Origin of the sequence: Streptomyces subrutilus (assembly GCF_001746425.1) — a bacterium.
In the GTDB taxonomy this organism is placed as follows: Bacteria; Actinomycetota; Actinomycetes; order Streptomycetales; family Streptomycetaceae; genus Streptomyces; species Streptomyces subrutilus_A.
This window is the reverse complement of record NZ_MEHK01000001.1, coordinates 687,630-708,366: the sequence shown is the minus strand read 5'-3', so window position 1 is coordinate 708,366 and position 20,737 is coordinate 687,630. Positions and strand designations below refer to the sequence as shown.

15 protein-coding genes are annotated in these 20,737 nt (G+C 71.6%); 11 read left to right on the top strand and 4 right to left on the bottom strand.

All coding sequences use genetic code 11. The features are described 5' to 3' along the window. Positions 1 to 14 precede the first annotated feature (14 nt). On the bottom strand, positions 15 to 512 hold the full coding sequence (locus BGK67_RS04170; protein ID WP_069918619.1) for an ATP-binding protein: 498 nt from the start codon (positions 510 to 512) through the stop codon (positions 15 to 17). Positions 513 to 681: 169 nt separating this feature from the next. Between BGK67_RS04170 and BGK67_RS04165 the strand changes: the two genes are divergently transcribed. From BGK67_RS04165 to BGK67_RS04140, 6 genes are all read left to right on the top strand, one after another. Next, the gene (locus BGK67_RS04165) at positions 682 to 4,704 is read left to right on the top strand and encodes a HAMP domain-containing protein (protein WP_069918618.1); all 4,023 of its coding nucleotides are present in this window, start codon (positions 682 to 684) and stop codon (positions 4,702 to 4,704) included. After that, positions 4,701 to 7,124: a SpoIIE family protein phosphatase gene (locus tag BGK67_RS04160; protein WP_069918617.1), complete on the top strand. Its 2,424-nt coding sequence runs from the start codon at positions 4,701 to 4,703 to the stop codon at positions 7,122 to 7,124. The genes BGK67_RS04165 and BGK67_RS04160 overlap by 4 nt, the downstream gene beginning before the upstream one ends. An 86-nt stretch (positions 7,125 to 7,210) precedes the next feature. Then, positions 7,211 to 8,251: a serine hydrolase domain-containing protein gene (locus BGK67_RS04155; protein WP_069918616.1), complete on the top strand. Its 1,041-nt coding sequence runs from the start codon at positions 7,211 to 7,213 to the stop codon at positions 8,249 to 8,251. A gap of 271 nt (positions 8,252 to 8,522) precedes the next feature. After that, on the top strand, positions 8,523 to 9,176 hold the full coding sequence (locus BGK67_RS04150; protein WP_069918615.1) for a DUF4360 domain-containing protein: 654 nt from the start codon (positions 8,523 to 8,525) through the stop codon (positions 9,174 to 9,176). A gap of 64 nt (positions 9,177 to 9,240) precedes the next feature. After that, a complete protein-coding gene (locus tag BGK67_RS04145) occupies positions 9,241 to 9,945 on the top strand; it encodes a DUF4360 domain-containing protein (protein ID WP_069918614.1) in 705 nt (234 codons plus the stop codon). A 194-nt stretch (positions 9,946 to 10,139) separates the two neighbouring features. Further along, positions 10,140 to 11,210, top strand: a complete 1,071-nt coding sequence (locus BGK67_RS04140) for a polyprenyl synthetase family protein (RefSeq protein ID WP_069918613.1) — start codon at positions 10,140 to 10,142, stop codon at positions 11,208 to 11,210. Positions 11,211 to 11,291: 81 nt separating this feature from the next. Here BGK67_RS04140 and BGK67_RS04135 read toward each other — a convergent pair whose 3' ends face one another. After that, entirely contained in the window at positions 11,292 to 12,413 is a 1,122-nt protein-coding gene (locus BGK67_RS04135; RefSeq protein ID WP_069918612.1) for a nucleotide disphospho-sugar-binding domain-containing protein, read from the bottom strand. A gap of 195 nt (positions 12,414 to 12,608) precedes the next feature. Between BGK67_RS04135 and BGK67_RS04130 the strand changes: the two genes are divergently transcribed. From BGK67_RS04130 to BGK67_RS04115, 4 genes are all read left to right on the top strand, one after another. Next, positions 12,609 to 13,175, top strand: coding sequence for a TetR/AcrR family transcriptional regulator (locus BGK67_RS04130; RefSeq protein ID WP_069918611.1), 567 nt, complete (start codon positions 12,609 to 12,611; stop codon positions 13,173 to 13,175). Positions 13,176 to 13,274: 99 nt separating this feature from the next. After that, positions 13,275 to 14,729: an MFS transporter gene (locus tag BGK67_RS04125; protein ID WP_244291140.1), complete on the top strand. Its 1,455-nt coding sequence runs from the start codon at positions 13,275 to 13,277 to the stop codon at positions 14,727 to 14,729. Positions 14,730 to 14,812: 83 nt separating this feature from the next. Beyond that, positions 14,813 to 15,253 carry an SRPBCC family protein gene (locus BGK67_RS04120; protein ID WP_069918609.1) on the top strand — a complete coding sequence of 147 codons (441 nt, stop codon included), beginning with the start codon at positions 14,813 to 14,815 and terminating at the stop codon, positions 15,251 to 15,253. Positions 15,254 to 15,314: 61 nt separating this feature from the next. Then, entirely contained in the window at positions 15,315 to 16,676 is a 1,362-nt protein-coding gene (locus BGK67_RS04115; RefSeq protein ID WP_069918608.1) for a carotenoid oxygenase family protein, read from the top strand. Between the two features lie 113 nt (positions 16,677 to 16,789). On the opposite strand, the gene BGK67_RS04110 is transcribed toward BGK67_RS04115, so the two are convergent. Together BGK67_RS04110 and BGK67_RS04105 are read right to left on the bottom strand one after the other, a co-directional pair. Continuing rightward, a complete protein-coding gene (locus BGK67_RS04110; RefSeq protein WP_069918607.1) occupies positions 16,790 to 17,830 on the bottom strand; it encodes a vWA domain-containing protein in 1,041 nt (346 codons plus the stop codon). A 90-nt stretch (positions 17,831 to 17,920) separates the two neighbouring features. After that, positions 17,921 to 19,156, bottom strand: coding sequence for a M20 metallopeptidase family protein (locus tag BGK67_RS04105; protein WP_069918606.1), 1,236 nt, complete (start codon positions 19,154 to 19,156; stop codon positions 17,921 to 17,923). A gap of 295 nt (positions 19,157 to 19,451) precedes the next feature. On the opposite strand from BGK67_RS04105, the gene BGK67_RS04100 reads away from it, so the two are divergent. Beyond that, complete coding sequence (locus BGK67_RS04100; protein ID WP_244291139.1) at positions 19,452 to 20,699, top strand: extracellular solute-binding protein; 1,248 nt, start codon at positions 19,452 to 19,454, stop codon at positions 20,697 to 20,699. Positions 20,700 to 20,737 lie beyond the last annotated feature (38 nt).

Genomic DNA, 20,737 nt, shown 5'->3' with positions numbered 1-20,737 from the left:
GCCCGGACGGCCGGTCAGCCGGTGCGGAAGTCCGGTCCGCCGGCGTGGGGGTCGGGTCCGCCGCGGGGGCGGAAGCACGCCGTGATCGCCTTGCCGCCGTGGCAGGCGTGCACGTCCCAGGAGTCGGCCAGTGTGGTGACGATTCCCAGCCCCCGGCCGGACGTGGCACCGGCATCGGCCGTCGCGTCGGCCGGCCGCGGGGCGGGCAGCTGAGGGTCGGAGTCGGAGACGCTGACATGCAGGCACGTGCCGTCCCACGTCAGCACCAGGTGCGCGGTGCCCGCCGCGTGCACATGGGCGTTCGTCACGAGCTCCGAGACGCTGAGCAGCACGGAATGCGCCGTGTCCGGAGCCCAGTTGTCCCAGCCCAGGGACGTCAGGTGCCCGGCGGTCCACAGCCGTGCCGCCCGTACCCCCTGCGAAACCGGAAACGAGCCTGCCCAGCCCACTGCCTTGACCGCCAACGACCTCACCTCACTTCGTCCGATGTGGTGTTTCTCACCGGTCCGCATACCCCCCGCTCGCCCGAGCACCCCCGGGCAAGTGTGCGGAAGCGTGTCTTCAGGGTGATCGCGGTGCCTTAAGGTCCCTCCGGCGGCGTTAGCCTTCAACGGCCGTCCGAGCGGCGAAGGCGGAACCGGCCGAACCAGGGACCCGGTGCGTTCTAGAGTGAGGTTGACGATGGCTGAAAGGACGGGCACGGAACCACTGGGCAGGTCGTCCGCGCTTCCTGGCGAGGGCGGGATCGGCGAAGCGGAGCTGCGCTTGCTGCTGGCCGGCCTGACAGCCGTGCGCGACGGGGACTTCCGTACCCGGCTGCCCGACACCGCGGACGGGCTGCTCGGCGAGATCGCCACCGTGTTCAACGGGATGGCCGACCAGCTGTCGCTGTTCACCTCCGAGGTCACGCGGGTGGCCCGCGAGGTCGGCACCGAGGGAACGCTCGGCGGTCAGGCCGACGTGCCGGGCGTCGGCGGCGCCTGGCTGGACCTCACGGATTCGGTCAACTTCATGGCCGGGAACCTCACGGCGCAGGTCCGTTCGATCGCGCAGGTCGCGACCGCGGTGGCCAAGGGCGACCTCTCGCAGAAGATCACCGTCACCGCGCGCGGGGAGATCCTGGAACTGAAGGAGACCATCAACACGATGGTCGACCAGCTCTCCGGGTTCGCCGGGGAGGTGACCCGGGTGGCCCGCGAGGTCGGCACCGAGGGCCGGCTCGGCGGTCAGGCGGACGTCAAGGGCGTCTCCGGGACCTGGAAGGACCTCACGGAGTCGGTCAACGTCATGGCCGACAACCTGACCGCGCAGGTGCGGTCGATCGCCGAGGTCACCACCGCCGTGGCCCAGGGCGACCTGACGCAGAAGATCCGGGTGGACGCCCGCGGGGAGATCCTGGAGCTGAAGGAGACCATCAACACGATGGTCGACCAGCTCTCCGCCTTCGCCGACGAGGTCACCCGTGTCGCGCGCGAGGTGGGCACCGAGGGCAACCTGGGCGGCCAGGCCACCGTGCGGGGGGTCTCGGGCACCTGGAAGGACCTCACCGACAACGTCAACGTGATGGCCTCCAACCTGACCGGCCAGGTCCGCTCCATCGCCCAGGTGGCCACCGCCGTGGCGCGCGGCGACCTCTCGCAGAAGATCGTGGTGGAGGCCAAGGGCGAGGTCGCCGCGCTGGCCGGGGTCATCAACACGATGGTCGACACGCTGTCCGCGTTCGCCGACGAGGTCACCCGCGTCGCCCGCGAGGTCGGCACCGAGGGCCGGCTCGGCGGCCAGGCACAGGTCCCCAACGTGGCCGGCACCTGGAAGGACCTCACCGACAACGTCAACTCCATGGCGAACAACCTCACCGGCCAGGTCCGCAACATCGCCCTCGTCACGACGGCCGTCGCCAACGGCGACCTGTCCAAGAAGATCGACGTGGACGCCCGCGGCGAGATCCTGGAGCTGAAGACCACCATCAACACGATGGTCGACCAGCTCTCCGCCTTCGCCGCCGAGGTCACCCGCGTCGCCCGCGAGGTCGGCAGCGAGGGCCGGCTCGGCGGCCAGGCCGAGGTGGAGGGCGTATCGGGCACCTGGAAGCGCCTGACCGAGAACGTCAACGAGCTGGCCGGCAACCTGACCCGCCAGGTCCGGGCCATCGCCGAGGTCGCCAGCGCCGTCGCCGAAGGCGACCTGACCCGCTCCATCACCGTCGACGCCTCGGGCGAGGTCGCCGAACTCAAGGACAACATCAACTCCATGGTCGGCTCGCTGCGCGAGAGCACCCGGGCCAACCAGGAACAGGACTGGCTCAAGTCCAACCTGGCCCGCATCTCGGGCCTGATGCAGGGCCACCGGGACCTCGCGGCCGTCGCCGAACTCGTCATGGACGAGCTGACTCCGCTCGTCGCCGCCCAGTACGGCGCCTTCTACCTCGCCGAGGACCGCCCCGGCGGCACCGTCCTCACGCGCGTCGGGTCCTACGGCCGCCCCGCGGCCGCCACGGTGGGCACCACGTTCGCCCTCGGCGAGTCCCTCGTCGGGCAGGCGGCCCGCAGCCACCGGATCATCGCCACCGACCAGGTCCCCGGCGACTACGTCATCTCCTCCGGGCTGGGCCACACCACCCCCGGCAGCCTGATCATCCTGCCGATCGTGGTGGACGACCAGGTCCTGGGCGTGATCGAGCTCGCCTCCTTCAGCGCCTTCACCCCCGTACACCGCGACTTCCTCGCCCAGCTGATGGAAACCATCGGCGCCAACGTCAACACCATCGTCGCCAACGCCCGGACCGACGAACTCCTCGGCGAGTCCCAACGGCTGACCGGCGAACTCCAGGCCCGCTCGGAGGAACTCCAGGTCCAGCAGGAGGAACTCCAGCGTTCCAACGCGGAACTGGAGGAGAAGGCCGCCCTCCTCGCCAGCCAGAACAGCGACATCGAGGCCAAGAACCTGGAGATCGAGCAGGCCCGGCAGGAACTGGAGACCCGCGCACAGCAGTTGTCGCTGGCTTCCACCTACAAGTCCGAGTTCCTGGCCAACATGAGCCACGAGCTGCGCACCCCGCTCAACAGCCTCCTGATCCTCGCCCAGCTGCTCGCCCAGAACCCCGCGCGCAACCTCACCCCCAAGCAGGTCGAGTACGCGGGCATCATCCACTCGGCCGGCTCGGACCTGCTCCAGCTGATCAACGACATCCTCGACCTGTCCAAGGTCGAGGCCGGAAAGATGGACATCAACCCCGAGCGCGTGCACCTGCCGCAGCTGCTCGAATACGTCGACGCCACCTTCCGCCCGATGACCACGCAGAAGAGCCTCGACTTCACCGTCACCACCGCCCCCGGCGCCCCCGACGACCTGCTCACCGACGACTCCCGGCTGCGCCAGATCCTGCGCAACCTGCTGTCCAACGCCGTGAAGTTCACCGAGCGCGGCGGCGTCGAGCTCCGCATCGAACCCGCCACGGCCTCCGAGATCCCCGCCGGTCTTCCCCGGCGCGTGCCCCTGCTGGCGTTCCGGGTCCGGGACACGGGCATCGGCATCCCCGAGCAGCAGCTCGAGTCCGTCTTCGGGGCCTTCCAGCAGGCCGACGGCACCACCAGCCGCAAGTACGGCGGCACCGGCCTCGGGCTCTCCATCAGCCGAGAGATCGCCCAGCTCCTCGGCGGGGCCGTCGTCGCGGAGAGCACACCGGGCCAGGGCAGCACCTTCACCCTCTACCTGCCGGTCAGCCGCGCGGACTACGAGGACACCGCCCCCCTCACCGACGCCCCGGCCGCGCTCCCGGCCGGCGCCACGGGCGGAGCGGGCGGTCCGGGCCGCCCGGACACCCCGGCGCTGCCGGCGCAGCGGCGGGCCCGCCGCCTCCTGGTGATCGAGGAACGGCAGAACGGCCTGCTCTCCCTCGTCGCCGAGAGCGCCGCCCGCGACTTCGCCCCCCGCCACGAGGTGACGGGGGAGCGCGGCGGCATCCAGGTGGTCAACGCCACGAGCTCGCAGGAGGCCGCCGCCGCACTGGCGTCGGACCCCTTCCACTGCGTCGTCCTGGAACTGGACATGCCCGAAGGCGAAGCGCTGGACTTCCTCGACGCGCTCGACGGGGACCCGGCCCTGGCCTCGCTCCCCGTGCTCGCCCACAACAACCCCCGGGTCAGGACGGGTCAGGAAGAGGCCCTGCGCCAGCGGTCCGCCTCACGCCACGTGGAACTGCTGTCCAGCCTGGACGAGCTGCGGGAAAGAATCGCGCTCCACCTGTCCGCCGAGCAGCCGGGGGACGTGCTGCCGCCCGTCTCCGGGGTCACCGACCGCCAGCAGGCCGCCCAGGTGCTCGACGGCGACCTGGCCGGACGCACCGTCCTCGTCGTCGACGACGACGCCCGCAACCTCTTCGCCCTGAGCGGGATCCTCGAACTGCACGGCATGCGCGTGCTCCACGCCGAGGACGGCCGCAAGGGCATCGACGCCCTGACCCACAACGCCGGGGTCGACCTCATCCTGATGGACGTGATGATGCCGGAGCTCGACGGATACGCGGCAACCGCCGAGATCCGGCGGATGCCGGCGTACGAGAGCCTGCCCATCATCGCGGTCACCGCCAAGGCGATGCCCGGGGACCGGGAGAAGAGCCTCGCCGCGGGCGCCAGTGACTACGTGACCAAGCCGGTGGACGCCGACGACCTCATCGCGCGCGTCCGGCACTGGCTCACGCGATGACCGGGGACACCCAGCGGCACGGTGAGGCCGGGCCGCGGGGCACGCCCGTCGGCGGCCGGCCCGCGGCCGGCATCCCGCACCAGGCCCCGACCCCGCTCGGCCGCCTCGTCGCGACCGTCGAACGGCTGCGCCGCGAGGTACTGGAGGCACAAGCGGCGGCGGACGGCCGCGCCCTGGTCGAACTGGCCAAGGGCATCCTGATCGGGCAGCTGCACTGCACACCCGCCGCGGCGGCACGCCAGCTCGACGTGCTGTGCCGCGACAGCGGCATGTCCCTGCTCGAACTCGCCGCCGACATCGTCAACCAGGCGTCCCGCGACCACGTCAGCGCCATCGCCGCCGAATTCGTCGAGCGCACCGGCACGGCGGACGTCCCGGCCGAGGAGCACACCGCGGTGTCGGTCCGGCTGCGCACCGCCGAGAGCGGCATGCTGGCCGCCGCCGCCGACACCCAGGCGGTCGCCGAGTCCCTCCTGACGAACGCCCTGGGTCCGCTGGGGGCGGTCGCCGTCGCCGTGTGGACCGCCGTGCCCGACGGCTCGCTGGCCCTCACCGGCCACGCCGGATTCCGCCCCGGGGAAGCCGCCCGCTGGCGCCACGTACCCCCGGGCGTCTCCACCGTCGCCCGCCTGGCGCTGACGGAGCGGCGGCTGGTCACCCTCGCCGGCCAGAAACGCGAAGGGCTGCCCTCGATCGGCCACCTCCAGTGGTCCGACGGCGGCCGGATGGCCGTACCCACGGGAACCGGCGGACGGATCCACGGAGTCCTCGAAATCTGCTGGCCAGGACCCCTGGCACCCCAACCCCCGCAGATCGAGCGCCAGGTCGAGGCTCTCGCCGACCTGTGCGCGCGCACCATGGACGCCTCGCCCCCGCGCGACCTCACGGCCGCCGAGGCGGTGCTCCCGGACGTCGCGGAACTCATCGACCTCGCCGAGGGGCTGCAGGATCCCGCCGTGGTGCTCACCCCGGTCCTCGACCCCGAGGGCGGACTCGGCGACTTCCGGATCCGGCACGTCGGCAGCCGGTTCGTCGACCCGCTGGGACGGCCGCGCGGCGACGTCAACGGCGCCCTGCTCCTGGAGGCCTATCCGATGGCCGCCGGCGAGAGCGGCCTGTTCGACATCATCGAGCGCGTGCACGCCACGGGCGAGCCCTTCAGAGCCGAGCGCATGAGCCTGACCGCGCTCGTCGACCAGATCCCGCTCACCTCGGTCGCGGACATCAGCGTCAGCCGGCACGGCGCCGCCGTCCTGCTGATCTGGCGGATCGAGGACGAGACGGCCCGGCTGGCCAACCTCCTGCAGCACGCCCAACGCCTGGGCCGGATCGGTGGTTTCGAGGAGAACCTCGCCACCGGAGAGACCACCTGGAACGCGCAGCTCTACGCGCTCCACGGACTCCCGGCCACCGCGCCCCCGGTACGTCTGCACGAACTGCCCGGCTACGCCCACCCGGACGACTCCGCCGCCCTCGGCGGCTTCCTGCGGGCGGTGCTCCGCCACCGGCGCCCCGCCTCGGTCAACTTCCGCCTGCAGAGGCCCGACGGGATCACCCGCCACATCCGGGTCGTCGCCGAGCCCGTCCTCGACGCGGAACAGCGGCTGTACGCGGTGCGCGGTGCCTACCAGGACATCTCCGCCCAACACTGGACCGAGGTCGCGCTGGCCGCGACCAGGGACCAACTCGCCCACACCGAGGCTGAGTCCGCCGAACGCAACCGGCTGGCACTCCAGCTCCAGCACGCCATCATGCCCCCCACGCCACCGGCCATCGAAGCCCCCGGCCTGCGGGTCGCCGTCCGCTACCGGCCGGCCGAGACCGAGTCGCTCGTCGGCGGCGACTGGTACGACACCGTCGTGCTGCCCTCCGGACTGATCATGCTGTCCGTGGGCGATGTCGCCGGGCACGGCATCGAGGCGGCCACCGGCATGGTCGTCCTGCGCAACGCCCTGCGCGGCCTCGCGGTGACGGGTGCGGGCCCCGCCCAGCTGCTGTCCTGGCTGAACACCGTCACCCACCACCTGGCCAAGCACGTCACGGCCACCGCCGTCTGCGGCCTCTTCGACCCCAGCACCAGGGTGATGCGCTGGGCACGCGCGGGCCACCTGCCGCCCGTACTCGTCCGCGCGGGCCGGGCCGACGCGTTCCCCCTCATCGACGGCCTGCTCCTCGGAGCCCTGCCCGATGTCACGTACGTCGAGCGGGAGGTGCGGCTCGAACCGGACGACACCCTGCTGATGTTCACGGACGGCCTGGTGGAACGGCGGGACTCCTCGGTGCAGGACTCGCTCCGCCATCTTATGAACGCGGCGGGCGCCGGATCCGGGGAGCTGGACGGGCGGTTGGACCGCCTCCTCGCCGAGAGCCGGTCCGACACGGACGACGACACGTGCGTGATCGGCATCCAGGTCGGCTGACCGTACTGCTCAGGTCGGAGGTCCGGCCGCCGGAAATCATCATCAGGGCGCACCGCACGCGAGCATGGGGCCGCCATGATTCCGTCATGGCACAAGAACTCGCGACGCTCGCCCAGAAGACCGCGGACCGGTTGGCCGAGCAGCGCGTCGGCGCGGTGGTCGCCGCGCTGGCGGAGGACACCGTGGAGATCCGCGGGTCAGGACGCACCGGCGCGGACCACGGCGGCGCCCCCGGCCCGGACACCCTGTTCGAGATCGGTTCGGTGACCAAGCCGTTCACCGCCCTGGCCCTGGCCCGCCTGGCGTCCGGCGGCACGGTGGGCCTGGACGAGCCGCTCGGCGACCTGCTGCCCGACGGGACGACCGTGCCGTCACGGGACGGCAGCCGGATCACCCTGCGGCATCTGGCCACTCACACCTCCGGCCTGCCACGGCTGCCCCGGGGCATGCTGCTCCAGGCCCTGCTGCGCCCGACGAAGCCGGATCCGTACGCCGACTGCACCGCCGAGGCCCTGCTGTCCGGACTGGCCAGGACCCGCCTGGGGGCGGCGCCGGGGAAACGATTCCGCTACTCCAACCTCGGAGCCGGCCTGCTCGGACTGGCCCTCGCCCGCCGGGCGGGCACGGACTACGAGGCCCTCATCACCCGCGAGATCTGCGCCCCGCTGGGCATGACCGACACCCTCGTGACGGTGGACGGCGCCCGCGCGGAACGTTCCGCCCAGGGCCACAGCGCGCGCAGGCGGCCCGTCGAGCCGTGGGACCTCGCCGACCTGGCGGGAGCCGGCGCCCTGCGCTCGACCGCCACCGACCTTGTGGCCTTCGTACGGGCCCAGATCGACGGCGGCCCCGAGGGGCTCTCCGAGGCAATCCGGCTGAGCCGTTCGGTCGAGCACCGTACGAGCCGCTTCGCCTGGGTACACCTCGGCTGGATGGCCCACCGCCTCCACCCGCGGCAGGGCGGCCACCTCCAGATCTGGCACAACGGAGGAACCGGCGGCTTCTCCTCCTTCGTGGGCTTCGACCCGGAGAAGCGGGTGGCCGTCATCGCGCTCGGCAACACCCAGCGGCCGGTGGACCGCCCCGCCTTCGACCTCCTGCGCACCCTGCAGAAGGAGCACGGCTGACCGCGCCGGCACGGACGCGGCCTCCGGGGGGAACCGGACATCGTCCGGACCGCCGCAGGCCGCCCCGCCCGGCGGGGGAGTGCCGCCGGGCTGATGGGCGGCGTGGGGCGGGGCGCGGCGCGGCGCGGGGATCGCGGTATTCGGCCAGGGAGGCGGCGGGGAAAGCGGCCCACGCGTATTGACCGTATCGCGTCCTTCCCGCCCCAGCGGCGCTGTGATGGCATGTGCATGTCCAATTCCGTGCCCGTCCGCACGAATGGAGAACCTGGAAATGCCGTTCCGCAGAATTGCCGCAGGCGCCGCCATCGCGGTGTTGTCGGCCGTGGCGGCCCCCGCGCAGGCCCAAGCCGATTCCCCCTATGTTCCGCCGCCCGGCCGCATTACGGTCGACGTGGTCGGGGTCAACGGATCGGGCTGCCCCCAGGGGACCGCGGAGGTCGCCGCCGCCTCCGACAACACGGCCTTCACCGTCACGTACAGCAACTACCTCGCGCAGACGGGAGCCGGCTCCGGAGGCACCGAGTTCCGCAAGAACTGCCAGCTGGCCCTGCGCATCCACGTGCCCCAGGGGTTCACGTACGCCATCGCCCGCGCGGACTACCGGGGCTTCGCCCACCTCCAGCGCGGAGCCTACGGCCAGGAGCGCGCGAACTACTACTTCCAGGGCTCCGCGCAGACGGCCCGTACGACGCACCAGTTCAACGGCCCCTTCACGGACAACTGGCAGGCCAGCGACCAGACCGACTACGCCGACCTGGTCTGGGCCCCGTGCGGCGAGGAGCGCAACCTCAACGTCAACACCGAACTGCGGGTCTACGCGGGCACGTCCAGCCCGCAGGCGCTGAGCTTCATGAGCATGGACTCAACGGACGGCAGCGTCAGCACCGTCTACCACTTCGAGTGGCGGGAGTGCCCCGCGGCCTGACGCGGGCGCGTGAGCGCCGCGAGCGCTGAAAACCCGACCGACCCGACGGCCAGGAGTGACAACGATGTCTCATCCTCTGTCCCGCACCCGCACCCGCACTCGCACCGGTAGCCCTACCCGCACCCTGCTCGTCGCCGGCGCGGCCGCCGCCCTCGTCACCGCGTCGACGCCCGCCGTCGCCGGAGGCCCGATCACGGCCCCGCCCGACAAGATCGTCATCGAACTCGCCACCGTGAACGGCTCCGGGTGCCGCGAAGGCACCGCCGAGGTGGCCGTCGCCCCGGACAACACCGCCTTCACGGTCACCTACAGCGACTACCTCGCGCAGGTCGGCCCGGGCGCCCCGCCGACCGCCTTCCGCAAGAACTGCCAGCTCAATCTCCGCGTCCACGTGCCCTCCGGTTTCACCTACGCCATCGTGCAGGCCGATTACCGCGGATTCGCATTCCTCCAGCCCGGCGCCTGGGGCCAGGAAAGGGCCAGCTACTACTTCCAGGGAATGCCGCAGACATCCCAGCGGACCCACACGTTCAACGGCCCGCTCAACGACAATTGGCAGACGAGCGACAAGACGGAGTACGCCGACCTGGTCTGGGCCCCGTGCGGCGAAAAGCGCAATTTCAACATCAATACGGAACTGCGCGTGAACGCCGGCACGTCGAACCCGCAGACGTCCACGAGTTTCATGGCCATGGACTCCACCGACGCCGGCGTCAGCACCCTCTACCACCTCGCCTGGCAGGTGTGCCCCAACCCGAAGAAGTCGTAGCGCCGAAGGAGAGGGGGTGCGGGCCGGGACCGGACAGGTCCCGGCCCGCCACCCTTTCGTGCCGTGGCCCGGCGGCCATGGCATCGCGCCGTCTCGCACGTCGGCCCCGCCGCGACCGGTCAGGCGCACGAGCCGTTACCGTCGCACGCGTAGAGAGGTGTCCGCCGACCCACCCCGAGCAGGAAGAACGCGTCATGACCCAGCAGATCCTCGAGCGTGTCGCCGGCCACGAGCAGCGGTTCAACGCGCTCTTCGAGGAGTACTTCGACACGGTGGGCGCCGGACTCGACGCTCCGTCGTTCAGCCGTTTCACCCCGGAGTGCCTGCGGCTGCTGCGGGAGTTGTCCCTGCGGGGCGGGAAGCGGATACGGGTCGTGCTGTTGCACGAGGCGGCGCGCCTGGTGACGGACGGGCCGGTCGAAGGACTGGACGCCGCCGCCCTGAGCACCGAGTTGCTGCAGACCCACGGCCTGGTGCACGACGACCTCATCGACGACAGCCCGACCCGGCGCGGCGGCCCGTCCACCTACTACTCCTACCGAGACCGCTTCCCCGACCACCCGCGGGCAGCCGTCGGTCTGACCGTACTCGCGGGCGACCTCGCCCTCGCCCTGTCCCTGCGGGTGCTGCTGGAGGCGAAGGTGCCGGTGGCCCTGCGGCAGGCCATGGTCGAGGCGCAGACCCGGGCGGCGGCCGACACCTTCGTGGGCCAGATCATCGACCTGGAACGGGACTTCGCCGCCGCACCGGACGAGGACGTCCTGCACTGCGTGGCCGACTACAAGTCCGCCCGCTACTCGATCCTCGCGCCCATGCAGCTCGGACTCCTGGCCGCGGGCGAGCAGCCGGCGCTCTTCGAGAAGGAGCTGCGCGCCTACGCGCGGCTGGTCGGGATCTGCGGTCAGATGCGCGATGACTACCTGGACCTGTTCGGGGACGCGGCCACCATGGGCAAACCCACCGGGACCGACATCCGAGAGGGGAAGAACAGCTACACGGTCCGTGCCCTGCTGGCCTCGGTCGACGACGCCGAGCGGTGCACGGTGGAAGCCGTACTCGGGGACGCGTCCTGCACGCCCGAAGCCATCGCCGCCGTCCGGGAGATCGGCGAGCGCCGTGGCGTACCGGCCGGGATGCGGGCGGACATGCGACGCCATGCCCGGCAGGCGTCGGAGGTGGCCGCCGGCTGGCGGTCACGGTGGCGGGAGGAGTCGGTCGCCTTCTTCGAGCAGCTGCCGCTGTGGAGCGTCGAACGAGCCGGGTGACCGGAACGACCCGCACCCGCGCCCGCGCCCGCCGCCCCGCCAGGCTGCGCACGTCAGCCGGGCGAGGTGGCGGTGCGCGCTTCAGGAGGCGGCCAGGGCCTCCAGGGCGGGGACCGTTTCGGCCGGGGACGGCAGCGCGGCGTTCTCCGCACGGAGGCGGGCGGCGGCCTCGCGCAGGGCCGGGTCGGTGATGAGGCGGGTGAGGAGCGGGGCGTCGACACCGTCGGAGGCGGAGCGCAGGGCGGCGCCGGTGCGGGTGAGGGCGTCGGCGTTGGTGAAGTGGTCGGCGCCCTGGGGGAGCAGCAGCTGCGGCAGTCCGGCCTGCAGGGCGGTGAGCATCGTTCCGGAGCCGCCGTGGTGGATCAGCGCGTCGGAGGTGGTCAGCAGCTCGGCGAGCGGGATCCACGGCAGCGGGCGGACGTTGTGCGGCAGGGTGCCGAGCGGGCTGAGGTCGGCGTCGCCGACGGCGAGCAGGAACTCGGCGTCCACCGAGGCGGCGGCCTCGATCAGCCGGACGATGGCGCGGACACCGTCCATCTCGGTGAGCACGGTGCCCAGGGTGACGGTGACGCGCGGACGGGCGCCGCGGCGGAGCAGCCGGGCGGGGACGAAGCCGCCGCCGTTGTAGGGGAGGTAGCGCATCCGCAGGCCGCCGGGGTCGCCGCCGAGGGAGGCGGGGACGATGTTCAGCGCGGTCGGTTCGGCCGGCCCTTCCACCCCGTACGTCTCGTACGCCTCGGTGAAATTGGCGGCGAGCCGGCCGACCATGTCGAGGCCGGAGGTGACGCCGAAGTTCTGGATCACCGAGGGGATCTTGAGCTTGGCCGCGACCAGCGGGGCGGAGGCCTGGAAGGAGTCGTAGACCAGCAGGTCGGCGCGCCAGCTGTCGGCGGCCTCCAGCAATCCGTCCACGGTGGCGCGGGAGACGAGCGCGAAACCGTGGGCCGCCCGGTCGAGGATCTCTTCCGAGGTCATATCCGGTGTGACGTAGCGCAGTTCCTCGTTGGTGGACTGCTCGAAAACGTCCCGGATGGTGCGGCCGTCCCCGATCTCGACGATCGGGAATCCGGCCGCGCGAAGCTGGTTCAGCGGCTGCGAGCCCGCGAACAACACCTCGTGTCCGGCGGCGCGCAGGGCCTGCGCGGTCGGGATCATCGGGAAGATGTGGCCGGCCGCGGCCGGGCCGGTGAAGAGAATGCGCACGGGTTCTCCTTGCCGTTGTGCTGACGCTCGAGGACGAGTCGTGCGGGCCCGCCCCGGTTCCCTTCGGTGAACTGCCCGGACGGCGGGCCGTGTTCCCCCGAGGGGGTCGACAATCGGACGTTCTGGGACGGTCCTGTCCGGTTCGGACGGTCGGCAGGGCTTGACTCGCAAAAGTGTGAGTGGTTGAGTACTCACATGAAGCCAGAACGTCCCCGCCAGTTGTCCACCGCGGAGGAGCGCCGCGCGACGGTGCTGCGCACCGCCATCGGCGCCTTCGCCGCACGCGGCTACTTCGGTACCACCACGACCGAGGTCGCCAAGGCCGCGGGCATCTCCCAGGCGTACGTCTACCGGCTGTTCCCGAGCAAGGAATCACTGTTCGTCGCCGTGGTGGAGCACTGCTTCGTGCAGGTGCGGGCCAGTCTGGAGCGGGCTGCGGCCGAGGCCCGGGGCAGCAGCGCGGAAGCGGCGCTGGCGGCCATGGGGGAGTCGTACGCCAAGCTGATCGGCGACAGCGACCTGATGCTCATCCAGCTCCAGGCGCAGGCGGCCGCGGCCTCGGAGCCGGCGGTACGCGAGGCCGTACGCCAGGGCTACGCCCGCCTGGTGGAGTACGTGCGCGGCGCCTCGGGTGGCAGCGAGCAGCAGATCCAGGAGTTCTTCGCGCGCGGCATGCTGTGCCACCTGATCGCCTCGATGGGCGCCGACCAGGTGGACGCGCCCTGGAGCCGCACCCTGTCGGCGGGCATCAGGCACTACTGAGTCCGCCATACGGTCGGACGAAGCGGTCGGCGGGGCGGACGTGCCCCGCCTTGCCTTCGGCCTCGCTTATGAGTGGTTGACCACACAATGGAGAGCATCGTGCGGAAGTACGCCGGAACCACCGCCCGCCCCGGGCCCGCCCTCGCGGCACTGGCTGCGGCCCAGTTCACCGTCATGCTCGCCACGTCGATCGTGAACGTGGCCCTGCCGCAGATCCGGGCGGGCGTGGGCCTGTCGGACAGCGGCACCACCTGGGTCGTCAACGCGTACGGCCTCGCCTTCGGGGCCCTGCTGCTGGCCGGGGGCCGCGCGGCGGACCTGCTGGGCCCTCGCCGGGTCCTGCTCGCCGGCCTCGGGCTCTTCGGGGTCGCGTCCCTGGCGGCCGGACTGTCGACCACGCCCGAAGCGCTGATCGCCGCCCGCGCCGTGCAGGGCCTCGGCGCCGCAGCGATCGCGCCGAGCGCCCTCGCGCTGGTGATGCTCCTCTTCCCGCCCGGCCCCGCTCGCGGCAGAGCCCTGGGGGTGTGGGGAGCGGTCTCCGGGGCGGGCGGCGCGGCCGGCGTCCTCCTCGGCGGGGTCCTCACGCAGGCATGGGGCTGGCCGTGGATCTTCCACGCCGTGGCCATCGGGGCGTTCCTCGTACTGGTCCTTACGGCGATCCGCGTTCCACGGGCGGCGTCCGCCACCGAACGAGGTCGCTTCGACCTGCCGGGCACCGCGACCGTGTCGCTCGCCCTGACCGCCCTCGTCTGGGGCCTGACGACCGCACGCAGCTCCGGCTGGGCGGACCCGCAGGTGACCGGGTCGTTCGTGCTGGCGGCCGCACTCCTCGCGGCGTTCGTCCTGGTCGAGCGCCGACACCCGCATCCGCTGCTCCCGCCGCGCCTGTTCACCACCGGCCGGGTCGCCGCGGGCAACCTGCTGATGGCGCTCCTGGGCTCCGTGTGGATCGCCCTCTTCTTCTTCCTGCCGCTCTACCAGCAGCACGTGCTCGGCTCCAGCCCTCTGGTGACCGGCCTGGGCCAGCTTCCGCTCGCCGGAGCCAACATGCTCGGCTCCGCCCTCGCTCCGCGGATCTCCCGCCGCATCGGAGCCCCGGCGACCGTGACGGCGGCCCTGCTCACCGAGGCCGCCGGGATGCTGTGGCTCTCGCGGATCAGTGCCGACGGCAGCTACCTGGCGGGTGTACTAGGGCCGAGTGTCCTGATCGGCCTGGGCCTGAGCATCGCCTTCGTCCAGCTCACCTCGCTCTCCCTCGACGCGGTCCGGCGCGAGGACGCGGGGCTGGCCGGGGGGCTGGTGAACACCACCCGCCAGGTCGGCGGAGCGATCGGCCTCGCCGTACTGGCCACTCTCGCCGGCTCCGTCACCGCCCGGGCCGCGACCCACCAGCCGCACCTGGACGCGCTGACCGCCGGCTACCGCCTCGCCTTCGCCCTCTCGGCCGCGGTCCTGACCGCGACCGCCCTCCTGGCCCTGCTCCTGGCCCGCCGCGGACGGACCGTCGACCGGGCGGCCGCGAACCGGGCCGCGGCGCTCACCCGCACGCCCTGACGCCGACCCGTACACCCCTCACCCGTACACCTCCACACTCACCCCGCCCATCACCCATGACCCATCCCCGAGAGGAAGACCCCATGGTCACCATTGACGAGACCGCCCCTGCCATCGCCCGCCTGTCCACCGTGATCAACGCCCCCCTGGCAACCGTCTGGCACCTGCACGCCGACATCGCGGCCTGGGCGACCTGGAACGAGGACATCGACCAGGCCGTCCTCAACGGTCCTCTGGCACCCGGTGCCTCCTTCACGTGGCAGACCCACGGTCTGGACATCACCTCCACGGTCCACGAACTGGTCCCGGGCGAGCGGATCGTGTGGGGCGGCCCCGCCGACGGCATCACCGGAATCCACGTGTGGACGTTCGAGCAGACCGGCGACCAGGTCACCGTCCACACCGAGGAGTCCTGGAGCGGAGCGCCCGTCGACGCGGCGCCCGAAGAACTCGGCCGCGCCCTGTACCAGTCGCTGCGGAACTGGCTCGCCACCCTGAAGTCCCAGGCCGAACAAGCCGTCTGACGCCCCCGGCTCACCACCTGCCGGCCCGCGCACCGCACATCGAGAAGTGAGGTTTCCTGCCATGACCCGCAAGCCGTTCCTGACCGGCCACTACGAGCCCGCGGTCGACGAGATCACCGCCGCCGGACTCACCGTCGAGGGCGCCCTGCCGCCGGAGCTGACCGGTCGCCTGATCCGCAACAGCCACAACCCGAAGCCCGGTGTCACCCCCGCCCACTGGTTCAAGGGCAGCGGAATGGTGCACGGCATCCGGCTGCGCGACGGCCGCGCCGAGTGGTACCGCAACCGATGGGTCCACACCCCAGCCCTGGACGGCGCCCCGTACATGACCGAGCACGGGCCGGACCTGACCGCCAGCACCGCCGGCACCCACGTCATCGAACATGGCGGACGCCTCCTCGCCCTGTGCGAGGCCAACCTCCCCTTCGAGCTCACCCGGGACCTCGACACGGTCGGCGCCCACGACTTCGGAGGCAAGCTGCGCACCGCCATGACCGCCCATCCCAAGACCGACCCGGCCACCGGCGAACTGCACTTCTTCGGCTCCTCGCCCTTCCCGCCCCACCTGACGTACCACGTCGCCGACGCACGGGGCGAGATCACCCACAGCGCCGAGATCCCCGGGGCCACGGCCTCCCTCAAGCACGACTTCGCCGTCACCCGCCGCCACGTGGTCTTCATCGAGGGCAACGTGACCTTCGACCCCGCCGAGCACTCCGGCATCCCGTACGGCTGGAGCGACGACCAGCCCGCCCGCATCGGCGTGATGCCCCGGGGCCCCGAAGGCGCCCGGCACATCCGCTGGTTCCCGATCGAACCCGGCAGCATGCTGCACGCCGCCAACGCCTACGAGGACGGCCGAGGCCGCATCGTCCTCGAAGGGCCCACCGTCGACCGCGAGGGCTTCCGCCTCTCCTGGAACTGGTGGGTCGGCGCACCCGGGCGCGGTACGGAACCCAACGCCCGCTCCTACACCCGCCGCTGGGTCCTCGACCTGACCGCAGGACGCGTCGACGAACAGGTCATCGACGACCTGGCCGTCGAGTTCCCGACCCTCAACGAGGAGTACCTGGGCGCGGAGCACCGCTACCAGTACGCCGTCTCCTTCCCCGACCAGAACGGCCTCGGCGGCTACGGCGTCGTCAAGTACGACCGCACCACGGGCGCCCGCCAGATCCACGAGGTCGGCGACGCCCGCCTGCCCGGCGAGGCCGTCTTCGTCCCCGCGGCCGGCGCCACCGGCGAAGACGACGGCTACCTGCTCACGGTCGTCTCCGACCTCAAGCAGGACGCCGCGCAACTCCTGGTCCTGGACGCCGCCGGCCTCGACCGGATCGCCACCGTCCACCTGCCGCGCCGCGTCACCGCGGGCATCCACGGCTCCTGGATCCCCGACACCGCCCTCGACGGCAGCCGGACCTGACACGCCGTGCCCGGGGGAGACGGCGCGCCCCGCCCTCCCTCGACGCCGAGCCCGCGCAGGCGGGCGAACGCGGAGGAAGCCCCGCCTGTTGGGTCGGCGGGGCTTCCGGAGTGTCAGTTCATCAGGAGGAGGCGGGTGCTCGGGACCAGCTTGCGGTTCACGCTGGTGCTCTGCACGAAGATCGTGAAGTCGTCGTTGTGGTCCGGCTTGACGCGGGCTTCCGTGTCCGGCAGGCCGAGCAGGGCCCGGGCTTCCGGGCCCGTGTAGACCTGGTCCGTCTTCTTTTCCAGCACCGCGATCTGCTTCCGCGGCTGGATCTTCTCCGTCTTGCTCAGCTGGTAGAACGCACCACCGGTGCGGTAGGTGTGGCCCGATTCGATGACCCACTCCCGGATCCCCGCTTCCCGGGCTACGGGAATCAGCTGGTATTCCGACGGATTCGCCGGGGTGAGACCGGCCGCCTGGATGCTCTTCTTGTTGACCGCTTCCCCACCCGTGGAGAACACCGCCCGCGATCCCCGGATTCCCTTCGCGCGGCCCACCATGAATTTCTCGGTGGCCTTCAGGATGACCTTTCCGGCCTCCTCCAGGCCCTGCGTGCTCGTGGCGTCCCAGATGGCGATGTTGTCCTTGGGGAAACCGCACTGCATGGCCTCGCGCTTGCCCATCTGGTCCGGAACGAGGACGGCCAGCGTCCAGTTGTCCTGCTGCGTCTCGATCATCGCGGCCACGGCCTGCACCAGCTCACGCGGGCTCTGGGAAGGGGCGTCCGGGCAGCGGTGGCTGGCGTTCTCCTGGCCGTCGGTCAGGACGAACGTCAGGAAGCTGTGGTCGCCGTACAGTTGCGCCGTCTGCGCCAGCTCCCGCTGTGACTTCAGCGTGGCCGCCATCAGGGCCGTCATTCCACCGACCCGGTACAGCTGCTTCAGGGACGGCATGCGCAGCACGTCCTTGTCGTAGATGACGCATTCCACCTTGTCGGCGAACACGTACACCGTGACACGGGTTTCCTGGTCCAGTTCCTGCGATCGACGGGCGAGATACGCGATCTGCTCGTCGGCCACTTCGACGACCTTGCCGCTCAGGTGCGACATGGACGAACTGGCATCCAGTACAAGAGCGACGTGATTGATGTAATTCTGGTTCCCCGACATGAACTCCCCCTTTTCCGAAGCGATGTACTGATCCTCTCACCCACCACTGACAATCGGCCGGGGGAGATTCCGGAGCCGGGATCGCGGCCGTCACCCGGCCGGCAGGCACACCCGCAGGGCCGCGGCGGCGTGGAGGGCGGCACCGGTGGCCAGGGCGGCCTCGTCGAACACCACGCGGTTGGAGTGGCAGTCGGGGGCGTCCGCGGCCGGGACGCCGGGCGGGCGCGCCCCGAGGAAGGCCATCGTGCCCGGCACGCGCCGCAGGACGTACGAGAAGTCCTCGGCCCCCATGAAGGGCTCGGCCAGGTGGTGGACCCGGTCCGGCCCGAGGAGCGCGGCCGCGGTGTCGTACAGGGCCGCCGTGCCGGCGGGGTCGTTGACGACGGGCGGGTAGCCCTCGGTCAGGGTGATGTCGGCCTCCGCGCCGTGGGCGGCGGCCACATGGCGGGCGACGCGGGTGATGTTGTCGCGGACCAGCTGCCGGGCGGCGGGGGACAGGGTGCGGAAGGTGCCGTGGATCTCGGCTGTCTCGGGGATGACGTTGGCCGTCGTGCCGGCGTGGATCGAGGCGATGGTGACCACGGCCGGATCGAAGAGGTCGACGGTCCGCGTGACCATGGACTGCAGGGCCTGGACGATCTCACAGGCGACCGGGACGGGATCCAGGGCCCGATGGGGAGTAGAGGCGTGTCCGCCGCGTCCGCGTACGGTCACCCGCAGGCCGTCGGAGGCGGCGAAGGTCGGGCCGGGGCGCAGGTGGACGGTGCCGCTCTCGAAGCGCGTGGTGACGTGCAGGGCGAACGCGGCCGCGACGAAGCCGCCGTCGGCGGTCTCCAGTACTCCCTCGTCGATCATGTGCTGGGCGCCGCCGCCGGATTCCTCCGCGGGCTGGAACATGAAGACGACGCGGCCCGCCAGCCGGGAGCGGCGGGCCGCGAGCAGCCGGGCGGCGCCGACCAGCATGGCGGTGTGGGTGTCGTGCCCGCAGGCGTGCATGGCGCCCGGCACCTCGGAGGCGAAGTCCAGGCCGCTGTCCTCGGCCACGGGCAGCGCGTCCATGTCGGCGCGCAGCAGGACCGCCGGACCGGGCCGGGCGCCTTCCAGGGTGGCGGTGACGGAGCTCAGGCGGGAGCCGGTCGCCAGATCCAGCCCGAGCCCGGCCAGTGCCTCCAGGACGGCCTGTTGCGTGCGGGGGAGGTGAGAGCCCAGCTCGGGGAAGCGGTGGATGCCGCGGCGCAGGGCCACGATGCCGGGCAGGGCGGCGTGTGCCTCGGCGAGCAGCCCTCCGAACGCCCCCTGGGAGGCGGTGCCGTGAGAACGGGTCATACGGCGATCACTGCCCCGCATCCCGGTCCGCCACGCCGGGCGGATCCACGCGCGTCAGATGCTGTGATCGCATGTCGGAACGTACAGGTGTGCGGACCCTCCATTGGATCTTCGGCCACACATCGCTCACAAGCGGAATCAATCCCGCCGTGATCGGGAGAGAATCCCGGCCCACGGGCTCCGGTGCGCCACGCCCGGCCCGCAGTGACATGAGCCGTATCGCGATCCAGTAGAAGATCAGGTGAAGTAGCCCGTGCGACGACGAAGGATTTTCTGCACGTCCGCGACCGCGGTTGTGTTCGGTCTGTTGATACCGCTGTCCGGATGTGGGAGCTCCGCGGACGGGGCCGGAGACGGCACGCTGCGCCTGGTCGCCGCCGAATACGGCGATACCCCGGCCACCAGCTCGAAGGCCTACTGGGACAAGGTGACGGCGGCCTTCACCGCCGCGAACCCCGGGATCAAGGTCGAGGTCAAGCTCCTGCCGTGGGCCGACATCGACCGTCAGGTGTCCCAGATGGTCAAGGCCGGCAAGGCGCCGGACATGGCGCTGATGGGCTCCTACTCGGACTTCGCGGCCCAGGACAGGCTCTACTCCGCGGACGAACTCCTGCCCGTCGCGGCCGAGGCGAACTTCCTCCAGCCGCTCGCCGAGGCCGGCACCGTGGGCACCCGCCTCTACGGCCTGCCGTTCATGGCCAGCAGCCGCCTGCTCTTCTACAACGAGGCGCTGTTCGCCAAGGCCGGGATCTCCCAGCCGCCCAGGACCTGGTCCCAGCTGAAGTCCGCCGCCAAGGCGCTGAAGGACAAGGGTGTGAAGTTCCCGTACGCCCTGCCGCTCGGCCCCGAGGAGGCGCACGCCGAGGCGATGATCTGGGAGCTCAGCAACGGCGGCGGCTACGCCGACAGCAGCGGCAACTACAGCCTGGCCTCCGACCCGAACATCGAGACCTGGCGCTGGGTCAAGGACAACCTGGTCGCCCCCGGTCTCACCGGCCCCACCCCGCCCTCCCAGCTGAACCGCGCCGACGCCTTCGCCGCGTTCCTTCGCGGCGAGGTCGGCATGCTCAACGGGTACCCCTCGCTCGCCCACGAAGCGGCCGCCAAGGGCATCACCGTCGGCACCGTCTCGATGCCCGTGTCGGACACGCTCGGCACGGACGAGGTCCCGCCGACCGTGGGCGTGGCCGACTGGATGATGGCCTTCAAGCAGAACGGCAACCGCGCCGAGATCGGCAGGTTCCTGGACTTCGTCTACCAGGACAAGAACCTCTCCGAGTTCGCCAACCGCTACCACCTGCTGCCGTCCACCGTGACCGCCTCGCGCACCCCGGCCGGCGGGGGCCTCGACAAGACCGACGAGCAGTTCCTGGCCGCACTGCACGGCGCCCAGCTCTACCCGGTGAACGACCCGGCCTGGATGGCGGTCAGCGACACCATCAAGCGCAGCATCGGGCGCGCGGTGGAACCGAACGGCGATCCGGCCACCGTCCTGCAGGACATCGCCGCCAAGGCGGCCGATGCCGCAGGTGAGCGGAGCTGACGGCGCGCCGGCCGCCGCGCGAGGAGCTGCGGAAGGGG